The organism is Mesorhizobium sp. WSM4815 (genome assembly GCF_055811575.1).
Genome location: NZ_JBVVQS010000097.1, coordinates 186,412 through 204,084 on the forward strand (window position 1 = coordinate 186,412; position 17,673 = coordinate 204,084).

Consider the following 17,673-nt stretch of genomic DNA (forward strand, 5'->3'; position numbering starts at 1 on the left):
TATAGGAAGCCGGGCCGAAACTCCAACGCCCGCGGCAGTTTTCCAGTGTCGGTTTTTGTGGTGATTTCAAAAGGATATCACTGATTGCGACGATATGGCCGAGGCGCTTTCATGGCCGCCGGGGCAAAGCTCATTGTCAGGCCAATTTTTTGCTTCACAAAGCCGGAACCATGGACGCGTTCGGCAATTTATCGCCTCGCCGCCGGAGCCGGTAGGCACCGGGCGCCTCCCCCATCACGCGGCGGAAACGGCGGTTGAAGGTCGACAAATCGTTGAACCCGGCTTCGAAGGCGATCGTCGAGATCGCCTCGTCCGACATGCGCAGCCGCACCGCCGCCCTGTGCAGCCGGGTTTTCAGCACGAACTGGTAGGGCGTCATGCCCGCGACATGCCGGAAGCTGCGCAGGAAATGGTAAGGACTGGTCGCCGTTTCGCTTGCAAGCTCGGCGAGCGAGACCGGGCTTTCGGCATCCTTTTCGATGCGCCGCACCGCCTCCGCTACGCGTTTCTGATCGCGGCGGCTCGGTGACCGGGCAGCGGGCGTGAGACCGGAGGCGACGGCTGCGCCGGCAATCCGCAGTCCGAGTTCCTCGAACGCCTCAATGTCGGCCATCTCGCGCGCGGCTTCCGCCTCGGCCAGCAGCCGTGCCAGGGCCGGCAAGGGCGGCAGCCGCGCCGTCTCGAAGGCCAGCTTCTTCGCGCCCGGCATATCGGCGACGATCTGCTCCATATAGGCCGGGCTGAAATGATAGGAGATGCAGCGGTCGCCGGCGCCATGCTCGTGCCCACACTCGTAGCAAGTGCGGGGGTTGCCGAGCAGAATTGCGCCTGGCGTCAACATCGCCGTGCCCTGGCGTGCGCGGTAGCGGAAAGTGCCGTTGGTCACCACTGCGACGCAGAAGTTGCGATGCTCTTCCTCGAACGGGCGATCAGCGACGCCGGCAGTGCAGACCACGTCCGACACCCGCCAGCCTTTTCCCGACGCCAGTGTATGCACGCTCCTCGTCATGGTCGAAAGATAGCAATTTTTCCCAAGCGCAAGAAGACTGCCAGGGCCTATTCTTCCCATTCTCCTGACAAGATGGGTCTCCTGACAATGTGGGCAGAAACCATGTTCAATTCATCCTCATTTGCCGAAGCCCTGCACAGTGACGGGCCAGCCGCAGGCCTTGCCGAAAAACTGAACCTTTACGGCCGCTTCGTCGGCGCCTGGACGTTCGATGCCACGCGCCATCTCGAAGACGGCCAGGTGCTGACCGGACGCGGCGAGGTGCATTTCGGCTGGGTGCTCGAGGGCTGCGCGATCCAGGATGTATGGATCTTGCCCGTGCGGAACAGTGGCGCACAGAACTCGCTCGGCAAATGGACCTTTTATGGCACGACACTGCGCGTCTATGACCCCGGCGTCGACGCCTGGCATATCTTCTGGAGCGATCCGCGCACCCAGTATTACAGCCGCCAGCTCGGCCGCGTCGAGGGCGACACCATCGTCCAGCAAGGCGCCGACGGCACCGGCGCCTCGGTGCGCTGGAGCTTTTCTCGGATCACCGAAAATTCGTTCCGCTGGCTAGGCGAACGCTCTCAGGACGATGGCGCGACCTGGCGGCTCGAAGTCGAGTTCCTGGCGCGGCGCGTCGCCAGCGCCTGACCTGCACGGTTCCCCCTGACGCCGCTTTGCTCTACCAATGCTGGGATCTCGGGCACGGCCCGGCGGGGAGGGTCAGAGATGCCGAGCTTCGACAGCCTGTTCAACGCCTTCGTCACCATTCTGGTGACCATCGACCCGCCTGGCCTGGCGCCGCTCTTCCTCGCCGTGACGCGCGGCATGAACCGCGAGGAGCGCAACCAGGTTTCCGTGCGCGCCTCGATCATCGCTTTCCTGGTGATGGCGCTGTTTGCAATCGCCGGCGCATCGATCCTGTCGGTGTTCGGCATCACGCTGCCGGCGTTCCGCGTCGCCGGCGGGTTCCTGCTGTTCTTCATCGCCTTCGAAATGGTGTTCGAGCGCCGGCAGGACCGCAAGGAGAAGATCGGCGACGTCGCCATCACCAAGGACATGATCCACAACATCGCCGCCTTTCCGCTGGCGATCCCGCTGATCGCCGGTCCGGGCGCGATATCAGCGACCGTCCTGCTGTCAGGCTCGTTTCCAGGTTTTGGCGCGCAGGCAGCCCTTGTCGGCATCATCGCGATCTGCCTTGTCCTCACCTATCTGGTGTTCGTGCTGGCCGAGCGCATCGACCGGGTCCTCGGCCAGACCGGCCGTTCGATCCTGACACGGCTGCTCGGTGTCATCCTGGCGGCGCTCGCCGTGCAGTTCGTCGCCGACGGCGTCAAGGCGTTGATGGCAGCATGAAAATGAAGGCGGCCTCGCGCTTGATCGCCGCCGAGGCCGTCATTTTCGTCGTCCAGCTCGCGCAACGAACCGCCACTGGACGCTATCCTACTTCGCCGTCGTATCAATAACTTCGAAGTCGTGGGTGATCTCGGCGGTCTTGGCCATCATTGCCGAGGCCGAGCAGTATTTTTCGATCGAAAGATCGATTGCCCGCCTGACCTTGTCAGGCGAAAGCGCGCGGCCCTTGACGACAAAACGCATATGGATGCGGGTGAACACCCGCGGCTCCTTCTCCGCCCGGTCGGCATCGAGTTCGACCACGCAGTCTTCGACCGCCTCTCGCCCCTTTTCGAGGATGTGGACGACATCATAGGCCGAGCAGCCGCCAGTGCCGAGCAGCACCAGTTCCATCGGGCTTGGCCCCGGCGTCTTGCCATCCGGTCCGAACGCGGTTCCCAGCACCACCTTGTGACCGCTGCCCGACTCGCCAACGAAAGTGCGCTCCTCGACCCATTTGACCCGTGCTTTCACCTGATACGTCCTTTCACCGCACACCGCTCAAACGCACAACGTCCCGAAAATCCGAGACAGATTTTCGGGACGCCAATGCGTGGCCTCAAATAACTGGCTATCAGCTCGCGCAGAGCCGCTTGCTCCAAGCGATCAGAACGGAATTTCGTCGTCGAGTTCGCGCGACGAACCGCCGCCACCCTTGTTACCGCCACCGCCGCCGCGATTGAGATTCTCGCCCGGGCCGGACTGGCCGAAATCGGAACCGCGGCTGCTGCCGCCACCGGCATAGCTGCCGACCTGACCGCCCTCGCCCTGCCCGCGTGCGTCGAGCATCTGCAGCTCGCCACGGAATTTTTGCAGCACGATTTCGGTCGTGTAGCGATCATTGCCGGTCTGGTCCTGCCATTTGCGCGTCTGCAACTGGCCCTCGACATAAACCTTCGCACCCTTCTTCAGATACTGCTCGGCGACCTTGGCGAGCTGCTCGTTGAAGATCACGACATTGTGCCACTCGGTCTTTTCCTTGCGCTCGCCGGAAGTCTTGTCGCGCCAGCTTTCCGAGGTGGCGACGCGGATATTGACGACCGGCTCACCCGAATTCAAACGGCGGATTTCCGGGTCCGCCCCGAGATTGCCCACCAGAATGACCTTGTTGACGCTACCCGCCATGATACTTCTCCGCGCTCATCCGAAACAAATTTTCTCGCTCTCACCTTATAGACTGCGGACATTCCCCGCCTGCCGTGCCTGGCTTTTCCCACAAGGTTTTTGTTCTCTTTTCGTTCTAAAACCATCAATCCGTTTTGTCAAGGAATGTCAGCAATCGATGGGTTCCGCCGTGCCGTTCCATATGGGCGCGAAAAGACTGCTTGCCAAATCAATAAGTGTAGACTTATGCTTTGCTATGATCGAAGCCGAGATTTTTCGAGCGCTTGCCGACCCGACGCGCCGCGCCGTCTACGAACGGCTCGCCGCCCGCGAGATGTCGGTGTCGGAACTGCGCAGCGGCATGAGCGTGTCGCAACCGGCCGTCTCGCAGCATCTCGCGGTGCTGCGCGGCGCCGGCCTGGTGACCGAGCGGCGAGCCGGCCGCAACGCCTATTATCGCGCCGATCCGCAAGGGCTTGACCCTCTGCTCGGCTGGATCGAGCGTTACCGTGCGTTCTGGCCCGAGCGTATCGAACGGCTCAAGGCGGTTTTGAAGGATATGGACCAATGACGGCAAAACAGCATTCAAACATGGCGGCAGACTCGATCGAGTTCGAGTGCGAACTTCCAGACCCGCCGGAAAAAGTGTGGCGGGCGCTGACGGTGCCGGACCTGCTCGCGGCCTGGATGATGCCGAACGACATCAAGCCGGAGATCGGCAGCCGCTTTGCCTTTGCCAGGCCGGACGCGCCGATCGAGTGCGAAATCCTCGACGCCGAGCCCGAACGCCTGCTGCGTTATTCCTGGCGGGAGCGGCCGGCGCCCGGCAATACAGCGGATCCGCTCACCAGCCCGCTGGATAGCCCAATGGACAGCATCGTCACCTTCACGCTTGACCGCACTGTGTCGGGCGGCACGCATCTGCGCATCGTCCACGACGGATTTGCGCGAGTAGCTACGCCTGCGGTTGCCGGCGCTGGTTGCCGGCTTTCGCTCAACGCACACAGCCCCAGACAGACCACAGCCGCAAACACGCCTCGCCTCTCCCTGCGCGCGGCCTGAGCAGCACAACGGAGAAAAGCGATGAGCGGTTTTGCCAACCTGGTGCCGATGGTGATCGAGCAGTCGAGCCGCGGCGAACGCGCCTTCGACATTTTCTCGCGGCTGCTGCGCGAGCGCATCGTCTTCATCAACGGGCCGATCGACGACAATGTGTCGGCGTTGGTCTGTGCCCAGCTCCTGTCGCTGGAATCCGACAATCCAGACAAGGAGATTTCGCTCTACATCAACTCGCCTGGCGGTGTGGTGACCAGCGGCTTCGCCATCTACGATACGATGCAGTACGTTTCTTGCCCCGTATCCACCGTCTGCATGGGCTTTGCTGCGTCGATGGCCTCCTTCCTGCTGATGGCCGGCACACCGGGGCGACGCATCGCGCTGCCCAACACCAGCATCCTGCTGCACCAGCCGTCAGGTGGTTTCCAGGGCCAGGCCTCCGACATCCAGCGCCACGCCGAAGGCATCCTCAGGACCAAGCGGCGCATGACCGAGCTTTACGCGCACCACTGTGGTCGCACGTTCGAAGAGGTCGAACGCACGCTCGACCGCGACCATTTCATGACCGCCGCGGAGGCAAGGACATGGGGCCTTGTCGATCATGTTTTTGATACGCGCAAACAGGCGGCTTGAAAGCCGAACGCCATGAGCGATAGCAGCCAAGCCGTTCGGCCAGTTTGATCGCCACCGGTCTGGCTTCGGCCAGAGTGCGGCGATACAGTCCGCCGATGTCTAAGATCTCAAGCATTTGCTCGAATCGGCTGCTTGTCGGTGTCGCCATCGCGGCGATACCTCCGGCACGGCGTTCGCCGGAGACAATTCAACGCCGCCGCACGAAGGCACGCTGCCCGGCGTGACCAATGACTACCGTATCGTCACGCCGGCTGCCGAACCCGACGATGCCGTGCCCAGCGACAACAGCCAGTTTAGGATTGGCGATACCGACGTCAGGATTTCCGGCAGCATAATTTTCGATGTCGGCGCCGGCGCAATTGAAGCCCCCGGCGATAGGACACGTCCATCGGCGATAGGACACGTCCATCATCGCTGCCACAATGTCAGGAGTGTCAGGCATTCGTGCTGCGCTTGCGCCATTGAAACGAATAGCCCCGCCTCTGCTTCCGCAAACGGTCGGGGCTTTCTTGGATCTGAAATCCAATGGCCGGGAGCGAACTGCCGGCTCTTTGATCTCGGATGCTTCGCGGCGTTCAGCCGACGATCCGACTAGTAGTCTCTGATTTTAATGGGATCGGCAGGTCACGGTTTGTCGGGCGGCGCAAACGCCTGGCCCTGGCACCTTATGCCTGCCGCGGCTCCAGCGACACGTGGAGCCTCAAGGGACTGTCCGGTGGAGTCATTCCTCTGCTCTCCTTTTCTGTCCATTGCGACTGGTGTCGTCCGAAGCGCATATCGCAAAAGCCTGCAACTCGTGCAGGCCGCCTTAGGGCGGCGAGGCCATCGAAAGATAGTCGGCTTCGGTGACGCCTGGAGTCTGACTCCTTGAGGTTAAGACGTCAACAGGTGGATAGCCGATTTACCAAAAACGTGATCGCTTGTGTGGCGAATCCGAAATTTGCATCCGTTTTGAGCAGCGCGGCGTCGGCCATGGATCAGAGCCGCTGCGCCTTGCGCCGAGGTGACTATCGACAGAAGCCTCCATTCGCTAGAGTGCGACTTGGAGTGGAGACCGGCATGTATCTTTTTATTCTGTCGGCCCTTGTGGGATTTATCTTTTGCTCGGTCGGCTTGGTCTTGCTTGTGAGAGGCGACGGGAAGAAAAACAATCGCAATATTGTACGCTCGTCGTATTGGTTCGCTGCGGCAGCAGCGATTGTATTATTGGGTACGATTTCTTTTGTTGCAGTGTGACTTCGTTCTCGAAAGGTGCGGCGGTTTCCGCGTCGGTCGCAAGCTGTCCACCCGTTTGGGGTTCGCGCGTTTACTAACGCGTGGAACTTTAATGCGGTGGTGCGCGAAGCTGGTTTGATGAGCGCATTTGTCAGGAACGTGTTCGGCCTTTGTTCTTTCTGCTTGCTCGCCCGCGCAAAAGACGGTTAAAGGCTTTGGTCGAGAGTTCTCTCGAAATGGTAGCTAAAATACCTACATGGGAGATGGCCGGGATAACCCGCCATCCCACGAGATTCCAGATCTGAGGCGGCGACCGGCGATGGCCGACCATAAATATCTTTCCATTCGCGGGGCGCGCGAACACAATCTGAAGAATGTCGATCTCGACCTGCCGCGTGACAGCCTGATCGTAATGACCGGGCTGTCGGGGTCCGGCAAGTCGTCGCTTGCCTTCGACACCATCTATGCCGAGGGCCAGCGCCGCTACGTCGAGAGCCTGTCGGCCTATGCGCGGCAGTTCCTCGAAATGATGCAGAAGCCTGATGTCGACCAGATCGACGGCTTGTCGCCGGCCATCTCCATCGAGCAGAAGACCACGTCGAAGAACCCGCGCTCGACGGTCGGCACCGTCACCGAGATCTACGACTACATGCGGCTGCTGTTCGCGCGCGTCGGCATCCCCTATTCGCCGGCCACCGGCCTGCCGATCGAGAGCCAGACGGTTTCGCAGATGGTTGACCGCGTGCTGGCGGTCGAGGAAGGCACGCGTCTGTTCATCCTGGCGCCGATGGTGCGAGGCCGCAAAGGCGAATACCGCAAGGAACTGCTGGAGCTGCAGAAGAAGGGTTTTCAGCGCGTCAAGGTCGACGGTGTCTTTTACGAAATCGCCGACGTGCCGGCGCTGGACAAGAAGTACAAGCATGACCTCGACGTCGTCGTCGACCGCATCGTCGTGCGCGGCGATCTGGCGACGCGGCTTGCCGATTCCATCGAGACCGCGCTGAAGCTCGCCGACGGGCTGGCGGTGGCCGAATTCGCCGACCGGCCGCTCGACGCCAGCCAGACCGGCGAGGATTCGGTCAACAAATCGAAGAACGAGACGCATGAGCGCATCCTGTTCTCCGAAAAATTCGCCTGCCCGGTGTCCGGCTTCACCATTCCCGAAATCGAGCCGCGGCTGTTCTCCTTCAACAACCCGTTCGGCGCCTGCCCGACCTGCGACGGCCTCGGCAGCCAGCGCGCCATCGACGCCAGCCTGATCGTGCCCGACGACAATCTGTCGCTGCGCGCCGGCGCCGTCAGCCCGTGGGCGAAATCGACGTCGCCCTACTACGTGCAGACGCTCGAGGCGCTGGGCAAGGCTTATGGCTTCAAGCTCGGCGACAAGTTCCGGGACCTGACCGCAGAGGCAAAGCAAGCCATCCTGCACGGCACCGGCGAGCGCGAAGTCACTTTCCAGTATGATGACGGCCTGCGCTCCTACCAGACGACAAAGACATTCGAAGGCGTCATCCCCAATCTCGAGCGGCGCTGGAAGGAAACCGAATCCGCCTGGATGCGCGAGGAGATCGAGCGCTTCATGTCGGCCACGCCTTGCCCGGCCTGCCGCGGCTACCGGCTGAAGCCGGAAGCGCTGGCGGTGAAGATTGCCGGCAAGCACATCGGCGAGGTCACCGAGCTGTCGATCCGCAAGGCCGACCAATGGTTCACCGAGCTGCCCGCCGCACTCAGCGACAAGCAGAACGAGATCGCGGTGCGCGTGCTCAAGGAAATCCGCGAGCGGCTGCGCTTCCTCAACGATGTCGGGCTCGACTACCTGACGCTGTCGCGCAATTCCGGCACGCTGTCGGGCGGCGAGAGCCAGCGCATACGGCTGGCCTCGCAGATCGGCTCCGGCCTCACCGGCGTGCTCTATGTGCTGGACGAGCCGTCGATCGGCCTGCACCAGCGCGACAATGCGCGCCTGCTCGACACGCTGAAGCATTTGCGCGACATCGGCAACACGGTGATCGTCGTCGAGCATGACGAGGACGCCATCCTGCATGCCGACTATGTCGTCGATATCGGCCCGGCCGCCGGCATCCACGGCGGCCACATCATCGCGCAGGGAACGCCGCAGCAGATCATGGCCAGCCCCGCCTCGATCACCGGCAAATATCTGTCCGGCGAGCTCGAAGTGGCGACGCCGGCGGTGCGGCGCGAGGCCAAGAAGAACCGGCGCCTGAAGATCGTCGGCGCGCGCGGCAACAATCTGAAGAATGTTACCGCCGAAATCCCGCTCGGCACCTTCACCGCCGTCACCGGCGTCTCCGGCGGCGGCAAGTCGACCTTCCTGATCGAGACCTTGTTCAAGGCAGCGTCGCGCCGCATCATGGGTTCGCGCGAGCACCCGGCCGAGCACGACCGCATCGAGGGCCTCGAATTCCTCGACAAGGTCATCGATATCGACCAGTCGCCTATAGGGCGGACGCCGCGCTCCAATCCCGCCACCTATACCGGCGCCTTCACGCCGATCCGCGACTGGTTCGCCGGGCTGCCGGAGTCCAAGGCGCGCGGCTATCAGCCAGGTCGCTTCTCGTTCAACGTCAAGGGCGGTCGCTGCGAGGCCTGCCAAGGCGACGGCGTCATCAAGATCGAGATGCACTTTTTGCCCGACGTCTATGTCACCTGCGACGTCTGCCACGGCAAGCGCTACAACAGAGAGACGCTCGACGTCCTGTTCAAGGGCAAGTCGATTGCCGACGTGCTCGACATGACGGTCGAGGAAGGCGTCGATTTCTTCGCCGCCGTGCCCGGCGTGCGCGACAAGTTGGAGACGCTGAAGCAGGTCGGCCTCGGCTACATCCATGTCGGCCAGCAGGCGACGACGTTGTCGGGCGGCGAGGCGCAGCGCATCAAGCTGGCCAAGGAACTGTCGCGCAAGGCGACCGGCAAGACGCTCTACATCCTCGACGAGCCGACCACCGGCCTGCATTTCCACGACGTCGCCAAGCTCCTGGAAGTGCTGCACGAGCTGGTCGACCAGGGCAACACGGTGGTCGTCATCGAGCACAATCTGGAGGTAATAAAAACCGCCGACTGGGTGCTCGACCTCGGTCCCGAAGGCGGCGACGGCGGCGGCGAGCTGGTGGCCTCAGGCACGCCCGAGGATATCGTCCGCGAAAAGCGCAGCTACACCGGCCAGTTCCTGCGGGAGCTGCTGGAGCGGCGGCCCGGGGGCAAGCGCGAAGCGGCGGAGTGAGTGAAGACTGGCTGGCGTCGGGAAGAACCTTCAAATGAAGATCAGAAGAGCGCTTGCCGGTGATCCTGATGCTGTCGTCCGGCTGACGCAAGCCGCCTATGCACCCTACGCCCAATCCGCATTTCGACATGGTTAAAGCTGTCGAGACGCTCGCTACGGCCTGATCCATTTCAACCCGGGAGGACGACAGTGACTCAATCTGGAACAATCCGCGCCGGCATGGGTGGCTGGACCTTCGAGCCCTGGGACAAGTCTTTCTACCCGGACAAGTTGTCCAAGGCGAAGCAACTGCACTATGCAACCCGGCAGGTGCCAAGCATCGAGGTCAACGGCACCTATTATTCGAGTTTCAAGGAGCCGACCTTCGTCAAATGGGCAAACGAAGCGCCGGACGGTTTTGTCTATTCGCTGAAAGGCAACCGTTTCGTCACCAACCGCCGCGTCCTCGGTGAGGCCGGCGAGTCGATGACGCGTTTCCTGGGATCGGGCGTCGCCGCGCTCGGCGACAAGCTCGGGCCGATCCTGTGGCAGTTCGCGCCAACCAAAAAATTCGACCCGGACGATTTCGAGGCTTTCCTCAAGCTGTTGCCTGAAAAGCAGGACGGCGTTGCGCTGCGCCATGCGGTCGAGGTGCGCAACGACAGTTTCGTCGTGCCGGAATTCGCCGCCCTGGCGCGCCAATACAAGGTCGCGATCGTCTATGCCGACCACGCCAAATATCCAGCAATAGCCGACGTCACCGGCGATTTCATCTACGCCCGGCTGCAGACCGGCAGCGACGACAATCCCGACTGCTACACGCCAAAGACGCTCGACGAATGGGCGGCGCGGGCAAAGACCTGGGCCCAGGGCAAGGCGCCGGCCGACCTGCCGCGCGCCGATTCCTCAACCGAGGCACCGGTCAAACCGCGTGATGTGTTCGTCTACTTCATCACCGAAGGCAAGGCCCGCGCGCCGTTCGGCGCCATGGCGCTGATGAAGCGCGTCACAGGCTGACGTTGGCGGCACAGCGCATCCACCCCTTCGGTCATGCCGCCACCACGACTTCGTTGTAGGCATCGAGATCGACGAAGAACACCTTGGTGAGCTCCGCGATCAGTTCGTCGTGGTCGTATCCTTGCGATTTCAGAATATCGATGGCGGTCATGATGTCGACGCGCTCGGTAAGCCGTCGTTTGTGGTGGTCCTCGACGTAACGTTCCATCGGCTGCCCTGGCCCAAGTGCCCCAAATGCGTTTTGAACAACGATCAGATCGCAGGAAGGGGCTGCTTGCACGGAACGTGCCGGCTGAGCCTGCGCCTGATCTGTCGACGTGACTGATACGGAAAGCGGCCGACTCAACAAGGCCAAGTAAAGCCTAGCATGCAATCTTCAGCGCGCCAGAGGCGTTCAGGAACAAAGGCGTTCAGGAAAGACTGGGCGGGCATTCGCGACTTCGGTCGAGTAGAGGCGATGGGCGACCATCGCCTCTACTCGACCGAAGGGATGAACGCTACACCGTCAGAAATTTCCTCACATCCGCCCGGTCGAGATCCTCGGCCGGGCCGGTGTGGACGATCAGGCCGCGGTCCATGATGTTGACCTCGTCGGCCAGTTCCCGGCAGAAATCGAGATACTGTTCGACCAGCAGCACGGCGATATCAGCCTGGTCGCGCAGATAGCGGATGGCGCGGCCGATATCCTTGATGATCGACGGCTGGATGCCCTCGGTCGGCTCATCGAGCACCAGCAGTTTCGGCCGCATCACCAGTGCCCTGCCGATGGCAAGTTGCTGCTGCTGGCCGCCGGAAAGGTCGCCGCCCCTGCGGCCGAGCATCTGCTTCAGCACCGGGAACAATTCGAAGACATGGCCAGGAATGTTGCGGTCGGCGCGCTTCAATGGCGCAAAGCCCGATTCGAGGTTTTCCCGCACGGTGAGCAGAGGGAAGATCTCCCTGCCCTGCGGCACGAATGCGATGCCCGACCGGGCGCGATCATACGCCGCGCTCCGGTCGAGCGCCTTCCCCTCGAAGGCAACGCTTCCGCTCGTCAGCCGGTGGTGGCCGACGATCGATCTCATCAAACTGGTTTTGCCGACGCCGTTGCGGCCGAGCACGCAGGTGATCTTGCCGGCGCCGGCCTTCAGCGAGACGCCACGCAGCGCCTGGGCGGCGCCGTAGTGCAGCGTGGCATTGGAGACTTCGAGCATGGTCAGCGCTTTCTCCAGCGCTTGAAGAACGAAAGATCGAAATGATGGAACGGAACGCGCCAGACCATGATCATCTCCCCAGATAGACTTCGACGACACGTTCGTCGGCCGAAACGAAATCGAGCGAGCCTTCGGAAAGCACCGAGCCTTCGTGCAGGCAGGTGACCTTGACGCCGAGCTCGCGCACGAAATGCATGTCGTGCTCAACGACGATGACCGAATGGTCGCGGGCAATATCCCTAAGCAGCCGCGCGGTCTCCTCGGTCTCGGCGTCGGTCATGCCGGCGACCGGTTCGTCGACCAAAAGCAGCTTCGGATCCTGCGCCAAAAGCATGCCGATCTCGAGCCATTGCTTCTGGCCGTGGCTGAGATTGGCGGCAAGCTCGTCGCGCTTGTCACCGAGCCGGATGATGCCGAGGATGTCGTCGATCCGCCGCGCCTCCGCCGCCGAGCGGCGATGGAACAGTGCCGGGAAGATCGAGCGTGGGCCCTTCAGCGCCAGCATCAGGTTGTCCTCGATCGTGTGGCTTTCGAAGACCGTCGGCTTCTGGAATTTCCTGCCGATGCCCATCATGGCGATCTCGGCCTCGTCATGTTTCGTCAGGTCGACCTGCCCGTCGAAGTAAACCTCGCCCGAGTCGGGGCGCGTCTTGCCGGTGACGATGTCCATCATCGTGGTCTTGCCGGCGCCGTTGGGACCGATGATCGCCCGCATCTCGCCCTTGTCGAGCACCAGCGACAAATTGTTGATGGCGCGAAAGCCGTCGAAGGAAACCGAGACGCCGTCGAGATAGAGGATGGTGTTGCTCTTCGGCATTGCTCACTCCGCCGGCTGAGGTTCGGGGCCGGATGCGGACCAGTCGCCCGGCGTTCTCGCAGCCAAGCGAACGATCTTCGGGGGTGGCGGGACGGCAGGATCGGTGCCGGCCTCCCCAATGATCGGGTCGGCGATCGAGGCTGCGCGCAGCGCCCTGGCATTGCCGCGCCAGGAATCCCACATGCCGACAATGCCCTTGGGCAGGAACAGCGTGACGGCGACGAACAGCCCGCCCAGCGCAAACAGCCAGAACGCCGGCAGCACGCCGGTGAACCAGGATTTGCCGGCATTGACCACGAGCGCGCCGATGATCGGCCCGACGATTGTGCCGCGTCCGCCGACGGCCGCCCATACCACGACCTCGATCGAATTGGACGGCTCGAACTCGCCCGGATTGATGATGCCGACCTGCGGCACATAGAGCGCGCCGGCGATGCCGGCCATGACAGCCGACACGGTAAAGGCGAACAGTTTGACGTTCTCGGCGCGCCAGCCGAGAAAGCGCGTGCGGCTCTCGGCGTCGCGCACCGCCATCAGCAGCTTGCCGTATTTGGAACCGACGATCGCCCAGGTGACGAAGACGGCGAGCGCCAGCGTGACGGCGCTGGCCGCGAACAATGCCGAGCGTGTCGCATCGGCCTGCACGTTGTAGCCGAGAATATCCTTGAAGTCGGTCAAGCCGTTGTTGCCGCCGAAACCCATGTCGTTGCGGAAAAACGCAAGCAGCAGCGCATAGGTCATCGCCTGGGTGATGATCGACAGATAGACGCCGGTGACGCGGCTGCGGAAGGCGAACCAGCCGAAGACGAAGGCGAGCAGGCCAGGCACTGCAAGCACCATGATCGCGGCAAACCAGAAATGGTCGAAACCGTACCAGAACCACGGCAATTCCCCATAATTCAGGAACACCATGAAGTCCGGCAGCAGCGGATTGCCGTAGACGCCGCGCGAGCCGATCTGGCGCATCAGATACATGCCCATCGCATAGCCACCGAGCGCGAAGAAGGCGCCGTGGCCGAGCGAAAGGATGCCGCAATAGCCCCAGACGAGATCGAGCGCCAGGGCGAGCAGCGCGTAGCAGAGATACTTGCCGGTGAGCGCGACGACATAGGACGGCACGTAGAACGCACTCGTCGGCGAGACCGCAAGATTGAGCAGCGGCACGATGATGGCGACCGCCAGAAGGATGAAGATAGTGATGGCGATGCGGCGGTCGGCGCCGGCGGTGAAGAAGCGTCCGGTGATCATGCTTCCACCGACCTGCCCTTCAGCGCGAACAGGCCGCGCGGGCGTTTCTGGATGAACAGGATGATGAGGACCAGCACGACGATCTTGCCGAGGACCGCGCCGGCATAGGGTTCGAGGAACTTGTTGACGATGCCGAGCGAGAAGGCGCCGACCAGCGTGCCCCAGAGATTGCCGACACCGCCGAAGACGACGACCATGAAGCTGTCGATGATGTAGCCGCGGCCGAGATTGGGCGAGACATTGTCGATCTGGCTGAGCGCCACACCGGCGATGCCGGCAATGCCGGATCCCAGGGCAAAGGTCAGCGCATCGACCCACGGCGTCCTGATGCCCATCGAAGCGGCCATGCGGCGATTGGCGGTGACGGCGCGCATCTGCAGGCCCCAGGAGGTGCGCTTCATCACATAAAGCAGCACTGCGAACACGCCGAGCGCGAATACCAGTATCCAGAGCCGGTTCCAGGTCACCGCAAGCTGGCCGATATAGAACGAACCCGACATCCACGACGGATTGCCGACCTCCTGGTTCGTCGGCCCGAAGATGGTGCGCACGGCCTGCTGCAGGATCAGCGAGACGCCCCATGTCGCCAGCAGCGTCTCCAGCGGCCGGCCGTAGAGAAAACGGATCACGCCCCGCTCGATGACGAGGCCGACGAGCGCCGCGACCGAGAAGGCGAGCGGCAGCGCGATAACCAGCGACCAGTCGAACAGGCCGGGAAAGGAGGTTCGGATCACCTCCTGCACGACAAAGGTCGTGTAGGCGCCGAGCATCACCATTTCGCCATGCGCCATGTTGATGACGCCCATGACGCCAAAGGTGATGGCGAGGCCGATCGCCGCCAGCAGCAGCACCGATCCGAGCGAAATGCCGTACCAGATGTTCTGGCCCGCATCCCACAGCGCCAGCGTCGCATTGATGTTGGCGATCGCCGCCGTCGCCGCGTCCTTGACCGCGCCTTCGGAATTGGCCTCGACGGCGGTGAGCAGTGAGAGCGCGTTGCGATCGCCGCGCCCGCCGATCAGGGCGACCGCCGCCAGTTTGTCGGCCTCCGGCCTGTCGGACACCAGAACCGATGCGGCGCGGGCCTGTTCGAGCAGCGCTTTGACGCTCGCCACGGTCTCGCTGGCGATTGCGGCATCGAGCGGCTCGATGTTTGTCGCATCGGGCGTCCTGAACATGGTGTCGGCGGCGGCAATGCGCGCGGCCGGATCTTTTGCGCCGAGCGTCAGCGTGCCCAGCGCATCGCGGATGGCGCGGCGCAGCGTGTTGTTGACCTTGATCTTGGTGATCCCGCTTTTGGCCGCGTCACCGGATTTTTCACCGCTCAGCGGGTCGAGCAGCTCAACGCTGCCGCCAGCTGCCTTGCCGATGAAAACCAGCGAATCGGCCTTGCGGACGTAAAGATCGCCCTCGGCAAGCGCGCCAAGCGGACGTTCGACGGCAGTATCACCGGTGGCCGCCAGCTCGCGCACGACAGCTTCGGTGGCCGAGAAATTCGAGGCAGTAGCAAATTTGGCGATGATGGCGCGCAGATCCGCTTCGGCAGCGTTCGACGGCGACAGCATCCCCAGGAGGAGCAGCAGCGTCAGGCCGATCGCGCGGGTGAGGATCATCGATTTCTGCGATTCTTGAGGGTTGAAACTTCGCGTCCGGGCGAACTGGAGGAGAGGACGAGTTCGCCCGGACGCGTCGCGGTCCAGGTCGTGGAGAAATCCACGACCGTCAGACCCGGGAGGATCAGTTGGTTCCCTTGCCGCCGCATTTGCCGGTGGCGACATTAAAATTGCCGCAGGACAGAGGCGCGCGCCAATCGGAAATCAGGTCCTTCGAATCGGCCAGATAGTCGGACCACTCGTCGCCCATCACCAGGTCAGGCGTCTGCGAGACGGTCTCGAACTGGCCATCGGCCTGGATTTCGCCGATCAGCACCGGCTTGGTGATGTGATGGTTCGGCATCATCGTCGAATAGCCACCGGTCAGGTTCGGCACCGAGACGCCGATCACGGCGTCGATGACCTTGTCAGGATCGGTGGTGCCGGCCTTCTCGACCGCCTTCACCCACATGTTGAAGCCGACATAATGGGCTTCCATCGGGTCGTTGGTAGTGCGCTTGTCGCTCTTGATGAACTTGTGCCAGTCGGCGATGAACTTGGCGTTCTCGGGCGTATCGATGCTCTGAAAATAGTTCCAGGCGGCGAGATGACCGACGAGTGGCGCGGTGTCGAGACCGGCAAGCTCTTCCTCGCCGACCGAGAAGGCCATGACCGGGATGTCCTCGGCCTTGACGCCCTGGTTGCCAAGCTCCTTGTAGAACGGCACGTTGGCGTCGCCATTGACCGTCGAGACGACGGCGGTCTTCTTGCCGGCGGAGCCGAACTTCTTGATCGCCGCGACCTCGGTCTGCCAATCGGAGAAGCCGAACGGCGTGTAGTTGACCATGATGTCTTCGGCAGCGACGCCCTTGGCTTTCAGATAGGCTTCGAGGATTTTGTTGGTGGTGCGCGGATAGACGTAGTCGGTGCCTTCAAGCACCCAGCGCTTCACCGAACCGCCGTCCTCGCTCATCAGATAGTCGACAGCCGGAATTGCCTGCTGGTTCGGCGCCGCGCCGGTGTAAAACACGTTGCGCTCGCTCTCCTCGCCCTCATACTGGACGGGGTAGAACAGGATGTTGTCGAGTTCGCTGAACACCGGCAGCACCGACTTGCGCGACACCGAGGTCCAGCACCCGAACACCGCCGCGACCTTGTCCTTGGAGATCAGCTCGCGCGCCTTTTCGGCGAACAGCGGCCAGTTCGAAGCCGGATCGACGACGACCGCTTCGAGTTTCTTGCCGAGCAGGCCGCCCTTTGCATTCTGCTCTTCGATGAGCATCAGCATGGCGTCCTTCAGCGTCGTCTCCGAAATCGCCATGGTCCCCGACAGCGAGTGGAGGATACCCACCTTGATCGTGTCGTCAGCCGCCCTGGCCGGGACGCTCATCAGCAGGCCGGCCATGACCGCGCCTGCCGAAAACATTTTTGTTATTGTCGAGAAACTGCCCCGCATATTTCAAAACTCCCTGACTGGTTGATCGCATCGCGAACAGACCATGCAACGGCTGTGCCAACCGCAGGAGCAAAATCAAGCGGGTCTGGATTTCCTAGCCCTATCAGCGGGTTAATATATTAGCCGCCAAAGATAAGCGCCGCTGCCAGTGCTCTGCTTGAGAAAAACATCCCCGCTCTCGCCTAATTTTTGATCACTCGCGAATTAATGCATGAATTTTGAGCAAAAGACGGCGAACCGTTGCGGCGCTGCAGGAAAATGGGGCAAGATCGATCTTCACAAGAGCGACCGCATGACCTCCAGGATTTCTCGCATTTTCAGCACCATGCTTCTGGTTGCGGCAACCGGCAGCGCCCGCGCCGACTTCGCCGATGGCAAATTGCCGGACGGCACCTATCACTGCGAAGTCTATCTGCTTGGCATGTTCCTCAGCCTTGGCGACATCACCGTCAAGGGCAATGTCTATAGCGGCCCGGTGAGCTTCGGAACCGCCCGGCAGGGCTACAACTATCAGATGAATGCAAATGGCGAGATCACCTGGTTGGGCCCGTTGGGCGGCTACACGACCGGCGGCAACTCGATCTCGCTCACGCAAGCCACCCTGGACGGTCAAACCAGCCCGTCCTTCGACATCATCATGAAGCAGCCTGACGGCGCCTTCACCGCCTCGACCTGCACGAAGCGTTGAACAGCCGACAAGAAGAGGCGCGAAACCTTGTGAGGTTCC

19 protein-coding genes are annotated in these 17,673 nt (G+C 62.2%); 9 read left to right on the forward strand and 10 right to left on the reverse strand.

Annotated features, from left to right (window positions below; all coding sequences use genetic code 11):
• Window positions 1–154: 154 nt before the first annotated feature.
• On the reverse strand, window positions 155–1,009 hold the full coding sequence (locus tag AC0L2B_RS20555) for a helix-turn-helix transcriptional regulator (protein WP_473746623.1): 855 nt from the start codon (window positions 1,007–1,009) through the stop codon (window positions 155–157).
• Between the two features lie 102 nt (window positions 1,010–1,111).
• Here AC0L2B_RS20555 and AC0L2B_RS20560 point away from each other — a divergent pair, with 102 nt between their 5' ends.
• Window positions 1,112–1,648 carry a hypothetical protein gene (locus tag AC0L2B_RS20560; protein ID WP_473746624.1) on the forward strand — a complete coding sequence of 179 codons (537 nt, stop codon included), beginning with the start codon at window positions 1,112–1,114 and terminating at the stop codon, window positions 1,646–1,648.
• A gap of 78 nt (window positions 1,649–1,726) precedes the next feature.
• A complete protein-coding gene (locus AC0L2B_RS20565) occupies window positions 1,727–2,356 on the forward strand; it encodes a MarC family protein (RefSeq protein ID WP_473608255.1) in 630 nt (209 codons plus the stop codon).
• Window positions 2,357–2,443: 87 nt separating this feature from the next.
• On the opposite strand, the gene AC0L2B_RS20570 is transcribed toward AC0L2B_RS20565, so the two are convergent.
• Both AC0L2B_RS20570 and ssb read right to left on the reverse strand, forming a co-directional pair.
• Complete coding sequence (locus AC0L2B_RS20570; RefSeq protein ID WP_473746625.1) at window positions 2,444–2,869, reverse strand: OsmC family protein; 426 nt, start codon at window positions 2,867–2,869, stop codon at window positions 2,444–2,446.
• Window positions 2,870–3,001: 132 nt separating this feature from the next.
• Entirely contained in the window at window positions 3,002–3,520 is a 519-nt protein-coding gene (ssb, locus tag AC0L2B_RS20575) for a single-stranded DNA-binding protein (RefSeq protein WP_128172377.1), read from the reverse strand.
• A 235-nt stretch (window positions 3,521–3,755) separates the two neighbouring features.
• Between ssb and AC0L2B_RS20580 the strand changes: the two genes are divergently transcribed.
• Genes AC0L2B_RS20580 through AC0L2B_RS20590 form a run of 3 tightly spaced genes read left to right on the forward strand, consistent with a single transcriptional unit; the run spans window position 3,756 to window position 5,188 of the window.
• Window positions 3,756–4,070 carry an ArsR/SmtB family transcription factor gene (locus tag AC0L2B_RS20580; protein WP_473746626.1) on the forward strand — a complete coding sequence of 105 codons (315 nt, stop codon included), beginning with the start codon at window positions 3,756–3,758 and terminating at the stop codon, window positions 4,068–4,070.
• Window positions 4,067–4,561 (forward strand): SRPBCC family protein, encoded by a 495-nt coding sequence (locus tag AC0L2B_RS20585; protein WP_473746627.1) that lies wholly within the window; start codon window positions 4,067–4,069, stop codon window positions 4,559–4,561. The genes AC0L2B_RS20580 and AC0L2B_RS20585 overlap by 4 nt, the downstream gene beginning before the upstream one ends.
• Before the next feature lie 21 nt (window positions 4,562–4,582).
• A complete protein-coding gene (locus AC0L2B_RS20590) occupies window positions 4,583–5,188 on the forward strand; it encodes an ATP-dependent Clp protease proteolytic subunit (RefSeq protein WP_236374206.1) in 606 nt (201 codons plus the stop codon).
• Window positions 5,189–5,375: 187 nt separating this feature from the next.
• Here the strand turns inward: AC0L2B_RS20590 and AC0L2B_RS20595 are convergent, their stop codons facing one another.
• Window positions 5,376–5,630, reverse strand: a complete 255-nt coding sequence (locus AC0L2B_RS20595) for a hypothetical protein (protein ID WP_473746628.1) — start codon at window positions 5,628–5,630, stop codon at window positions 5,376–5,378.
• A 617-nt stretch (window positions 5,631–6,247) separates the two neighbouring features.
• Between AC0L2B_RS20595 and AC0L2B_RS20600 the strand changes: the two genes are divergently transcribed.
• From AC0L2B_RS20600 to AC0L2B_RS20610, 3 genes are all read left to right on the forward strand, one after another.
• Window positions 6,248–6,424, forward strand: coding sequence for a hypothetical protein (locus AC0L2B_RS20600; RefSeq protein WP_167366425.1), 177 nt, complete (start codon window positions 6,248–6,250; stop codon window positions 6,422–6,424).
• A 298-nt stretch (window positions 6,425–6,722) separates the two neighbouring features.
• On the forward strand, window positions 6,723–9,644 hold the full coding sequence (gene uvrA / locus AC0L2B_RS20605; RefSeq protein WP_091593700.1) for an excinuclease ABC subunit UvrA: 2,922 nt from the start codon (window positions 6,723–6,725) through the stop codon (window positions 9,642–9,644).
• A gap of 189 nt (window positions 9,645–9,833) precedes the next feature.
• On the forward strand, window positions 9,834–10,640 hold the full coding sequence (locus tag AC0L2B_RS20610) for a DUF72 domain-containing protein (protein ID WP_473746629.1): 807 nt from the start codon (window positions 9,834–9,836) through the stop codon (window positions 10,638–10,640).
• A 31-nt stretch (window positions 10,641–10,671) separates the two neighbouring features.
• On the opposite strand, the gene AC0L2B_RS20615 is transcribed toward AC0L2B_RS20610, so the two are convergent.
• The 6 genes from AC0L2B_RS20615 to urtA form a co-directional block, all read right to left on the reverse strand.
• Complete coding sequence (locus AC0L2B_RS20615) at window positions 10,672–10,848, reverse strand: hypothetical protein (protein WP_287069712.1); 177 nt, start codon at window positions 10,846–10,848, stop codon at window positions 10,672–10,674.
• Window positions 10,849–11,137: 289 nt separating this feature from the next.
• On the reverse strand, window positions 11,138–11,833 hold the full coding sequence (gene urtE / locus AC0L2B_RS20620) for an urea ABC transporter ATP-binding subunit UrtE (RefSeq protein WP_091593695.1): 696 nt from the start codon (window positions 11,831–11,833) through the stop codon (window positions 11,138–11,140).
• A 70-nt stretch (window positions 11,834–11,903) separates the two neighbouring features.
• Window positions 11,904–12,650: an urea ABC transporter ATP-binding protein UrtD gene (urtD, locus tag AC0L2B_RS20625; RefSeq protein WP_473490247.1), complete on the reverse strand. Its 747-nt coding sequence runs from the start codon at window positions 12,648–12,650 to the stop codon at window positions 11,904–11,906.
• Between the two features lie 3 nt (window positions 12,651–12,653).
• Window positions 12,654–13,898 carry an urea ABC transporter permease subunit UrtC gene (urtC, locus tag AC0L2B_RS20630; RefSeq protein ID WP_473746630.1) on the reverse strand — a complete coding sequence of 415 codons (1,245 nt, stop codon included), beginning with the start codon at window positions 13,896–13,898 and terminating at the stop codon, window positions 12,654–12,656.
• Complete coding sequence (gene urtB / locus AC0L2B_RS20635; RefSeq protein WP_473746631.1) at window positions 13,895–15,511, reverse strand: urea ABC transporter permease subunit UrtB; 1,617 nt, start codon at window positions 15,509–15,511, stop codon at window positions 13,895–13,897. The genes urtC and urtB overlap by 4 nt, the downstream gene beginning before the upstream one ends.
• Window positions 15,512–15,635: 124 nt before the next feature.
• Entirely contained in the window at window positions 15,636–16,946 is a 1,311-nt protein-coding gene (gene urtA, locus AC0L2B_RS20640; RefSeq protein ID WP_473746632.1) for an urea ABC transporter substrate-binding protein, read from the reverse strand.
• Window positions 16,947–17,238: 292 nt separating this feature from the next.
• Between urtA and AC0L2B_RS20645 the strand changes: the two genes are divergently transcribed.
• A complete protein-coding gene (locus tag AC0L2B_RS20645; protein ID WP_473746696.1) occupies window positions 17,239–17,634 on the forward strand; it encodes a hypothetical protein in 396 nt (131 codons plus the stop codon).
• The last annotated feature ends 39 nt before the right edge of the window (window positions 17,635–17,673 follow it).

Bases quoted from the DNA above. Each gene is read 5' to 3' on its own strand.
- AC0L2B_RS20615 (WP_287069712.1), bottom strand. From the start codon at position 10,848: ATGGAACGTTACGTCGAGGACCACCACAAACGACGGCTTACCGAGCGC.
- urtA (WP_473746632.1), bottom strand. From the start codon at position 16,946: ATGCGGGGCAGTTTCTCGACAATAACAAAAATGTTTTCGGCAGGCGCG.
- ssb (WP_128172377.1), bottom strand. From the start codon at position 3,520: ATGGCGGGTAGCGTCAACAAGGTCATTCTGGTGGGCAATCTCGGGGCG.
- AC0L2B_RS20645 (WP_473746696.1), top strand. From the start codon at position 17,239: ATGACCTCCAGGATTTCTCGCATTTTCAGCACCATGCTTCTGGTTGCG.
- uvrA (WP_091593700.1), top strand. From the start codon at position 6,723: ATGGCCGACCATAAATATCTTTCCATTCGCGGGGCGCGCGAACACAAT.
- urtB (WP_473746631.1), bottom strand. From the start codon at position 15,511: ATGATCCTCACCCGCGCGATCGGCCTGACGCTGCTGCTCCTCCTGGGG.
- AC0L2B_RS20590 (WP_236374206.1), top strand. From the start codon at position 4,583: ATGAGCGGTTTTGCCAACCTGGTGCCGATGGTGATCGAGCAGTCGAGC.
- urtE (WP_091593695.1), bottom strand. From the start codon at position 11,833: ATGCTCGAAGTCTCCAATGCCACGCTGCACTACGGCGCCGCCCAGGCG.
- AC0L2B_RS20600 (WP_167366425.1), top strand. From the start codon at position 6,248: ATGTATCTTTTTATTCTGTCGGCCCTTGTGGGATTTATCTTTTGCTCG.
- AC0L2B_RS20585 (WP_473746627.1), top strand. From the start codon at position 4,067: ATGACGGCAAAACAGCATTCAAACATGGCGGCAGACTCGATCGAGTTC.
- urtD (WP_473490247.1), bottom strand. From the start codon at position 12,650: ATGCCGAAGAGCAACACCATCCTCTATCTCGACGGCGTCTCGGTTTCC.
- AC0L2B_RS20595 (WP_473746628.1), bottom strand. From the start codon at position 5,630: ATGCCTGACACTCCTGACATTGTGGCAGCGATGATGGACGTGTCCTAT.
- AC0L2B_RS20580 (WP_473746626.1), top strand. From the start codon at position 3,756: ATGATCGAAGCCGAGATTTTTCGAGCGCTTGCCGACCCGACGCGCCGC.
- urtC (WP_473746630.1), bottom strand. From the start codon at position 13,898: ATGATCACCGGACGCTTCTTCACCGCCGGCGCCGACCGCCGCATCGCC.
- AC0L2B_RS20555 (WP_473746623.1), bottom strand. From the start codon at position 1,009: ATGACGAGGAGCGTGCATACACTGGCGTCGGGAAAAGGCTGGCGGGTG.
- AC0L2B_RS20560 (WP_473746624.1), top strand. From the start codon at position 1,112: ATGTTCAATTCATCCTCATTTGCCGAAGCCCTGCACAGTGACGGGCCA.
- AC0L2B_RS20565 (WP_473608255.1), top strand. From the start codon at position 1,727: ATGCCGAGCTTCGACAGCCTGTTCAACGCCTTCGTCACCATTCTGGTG.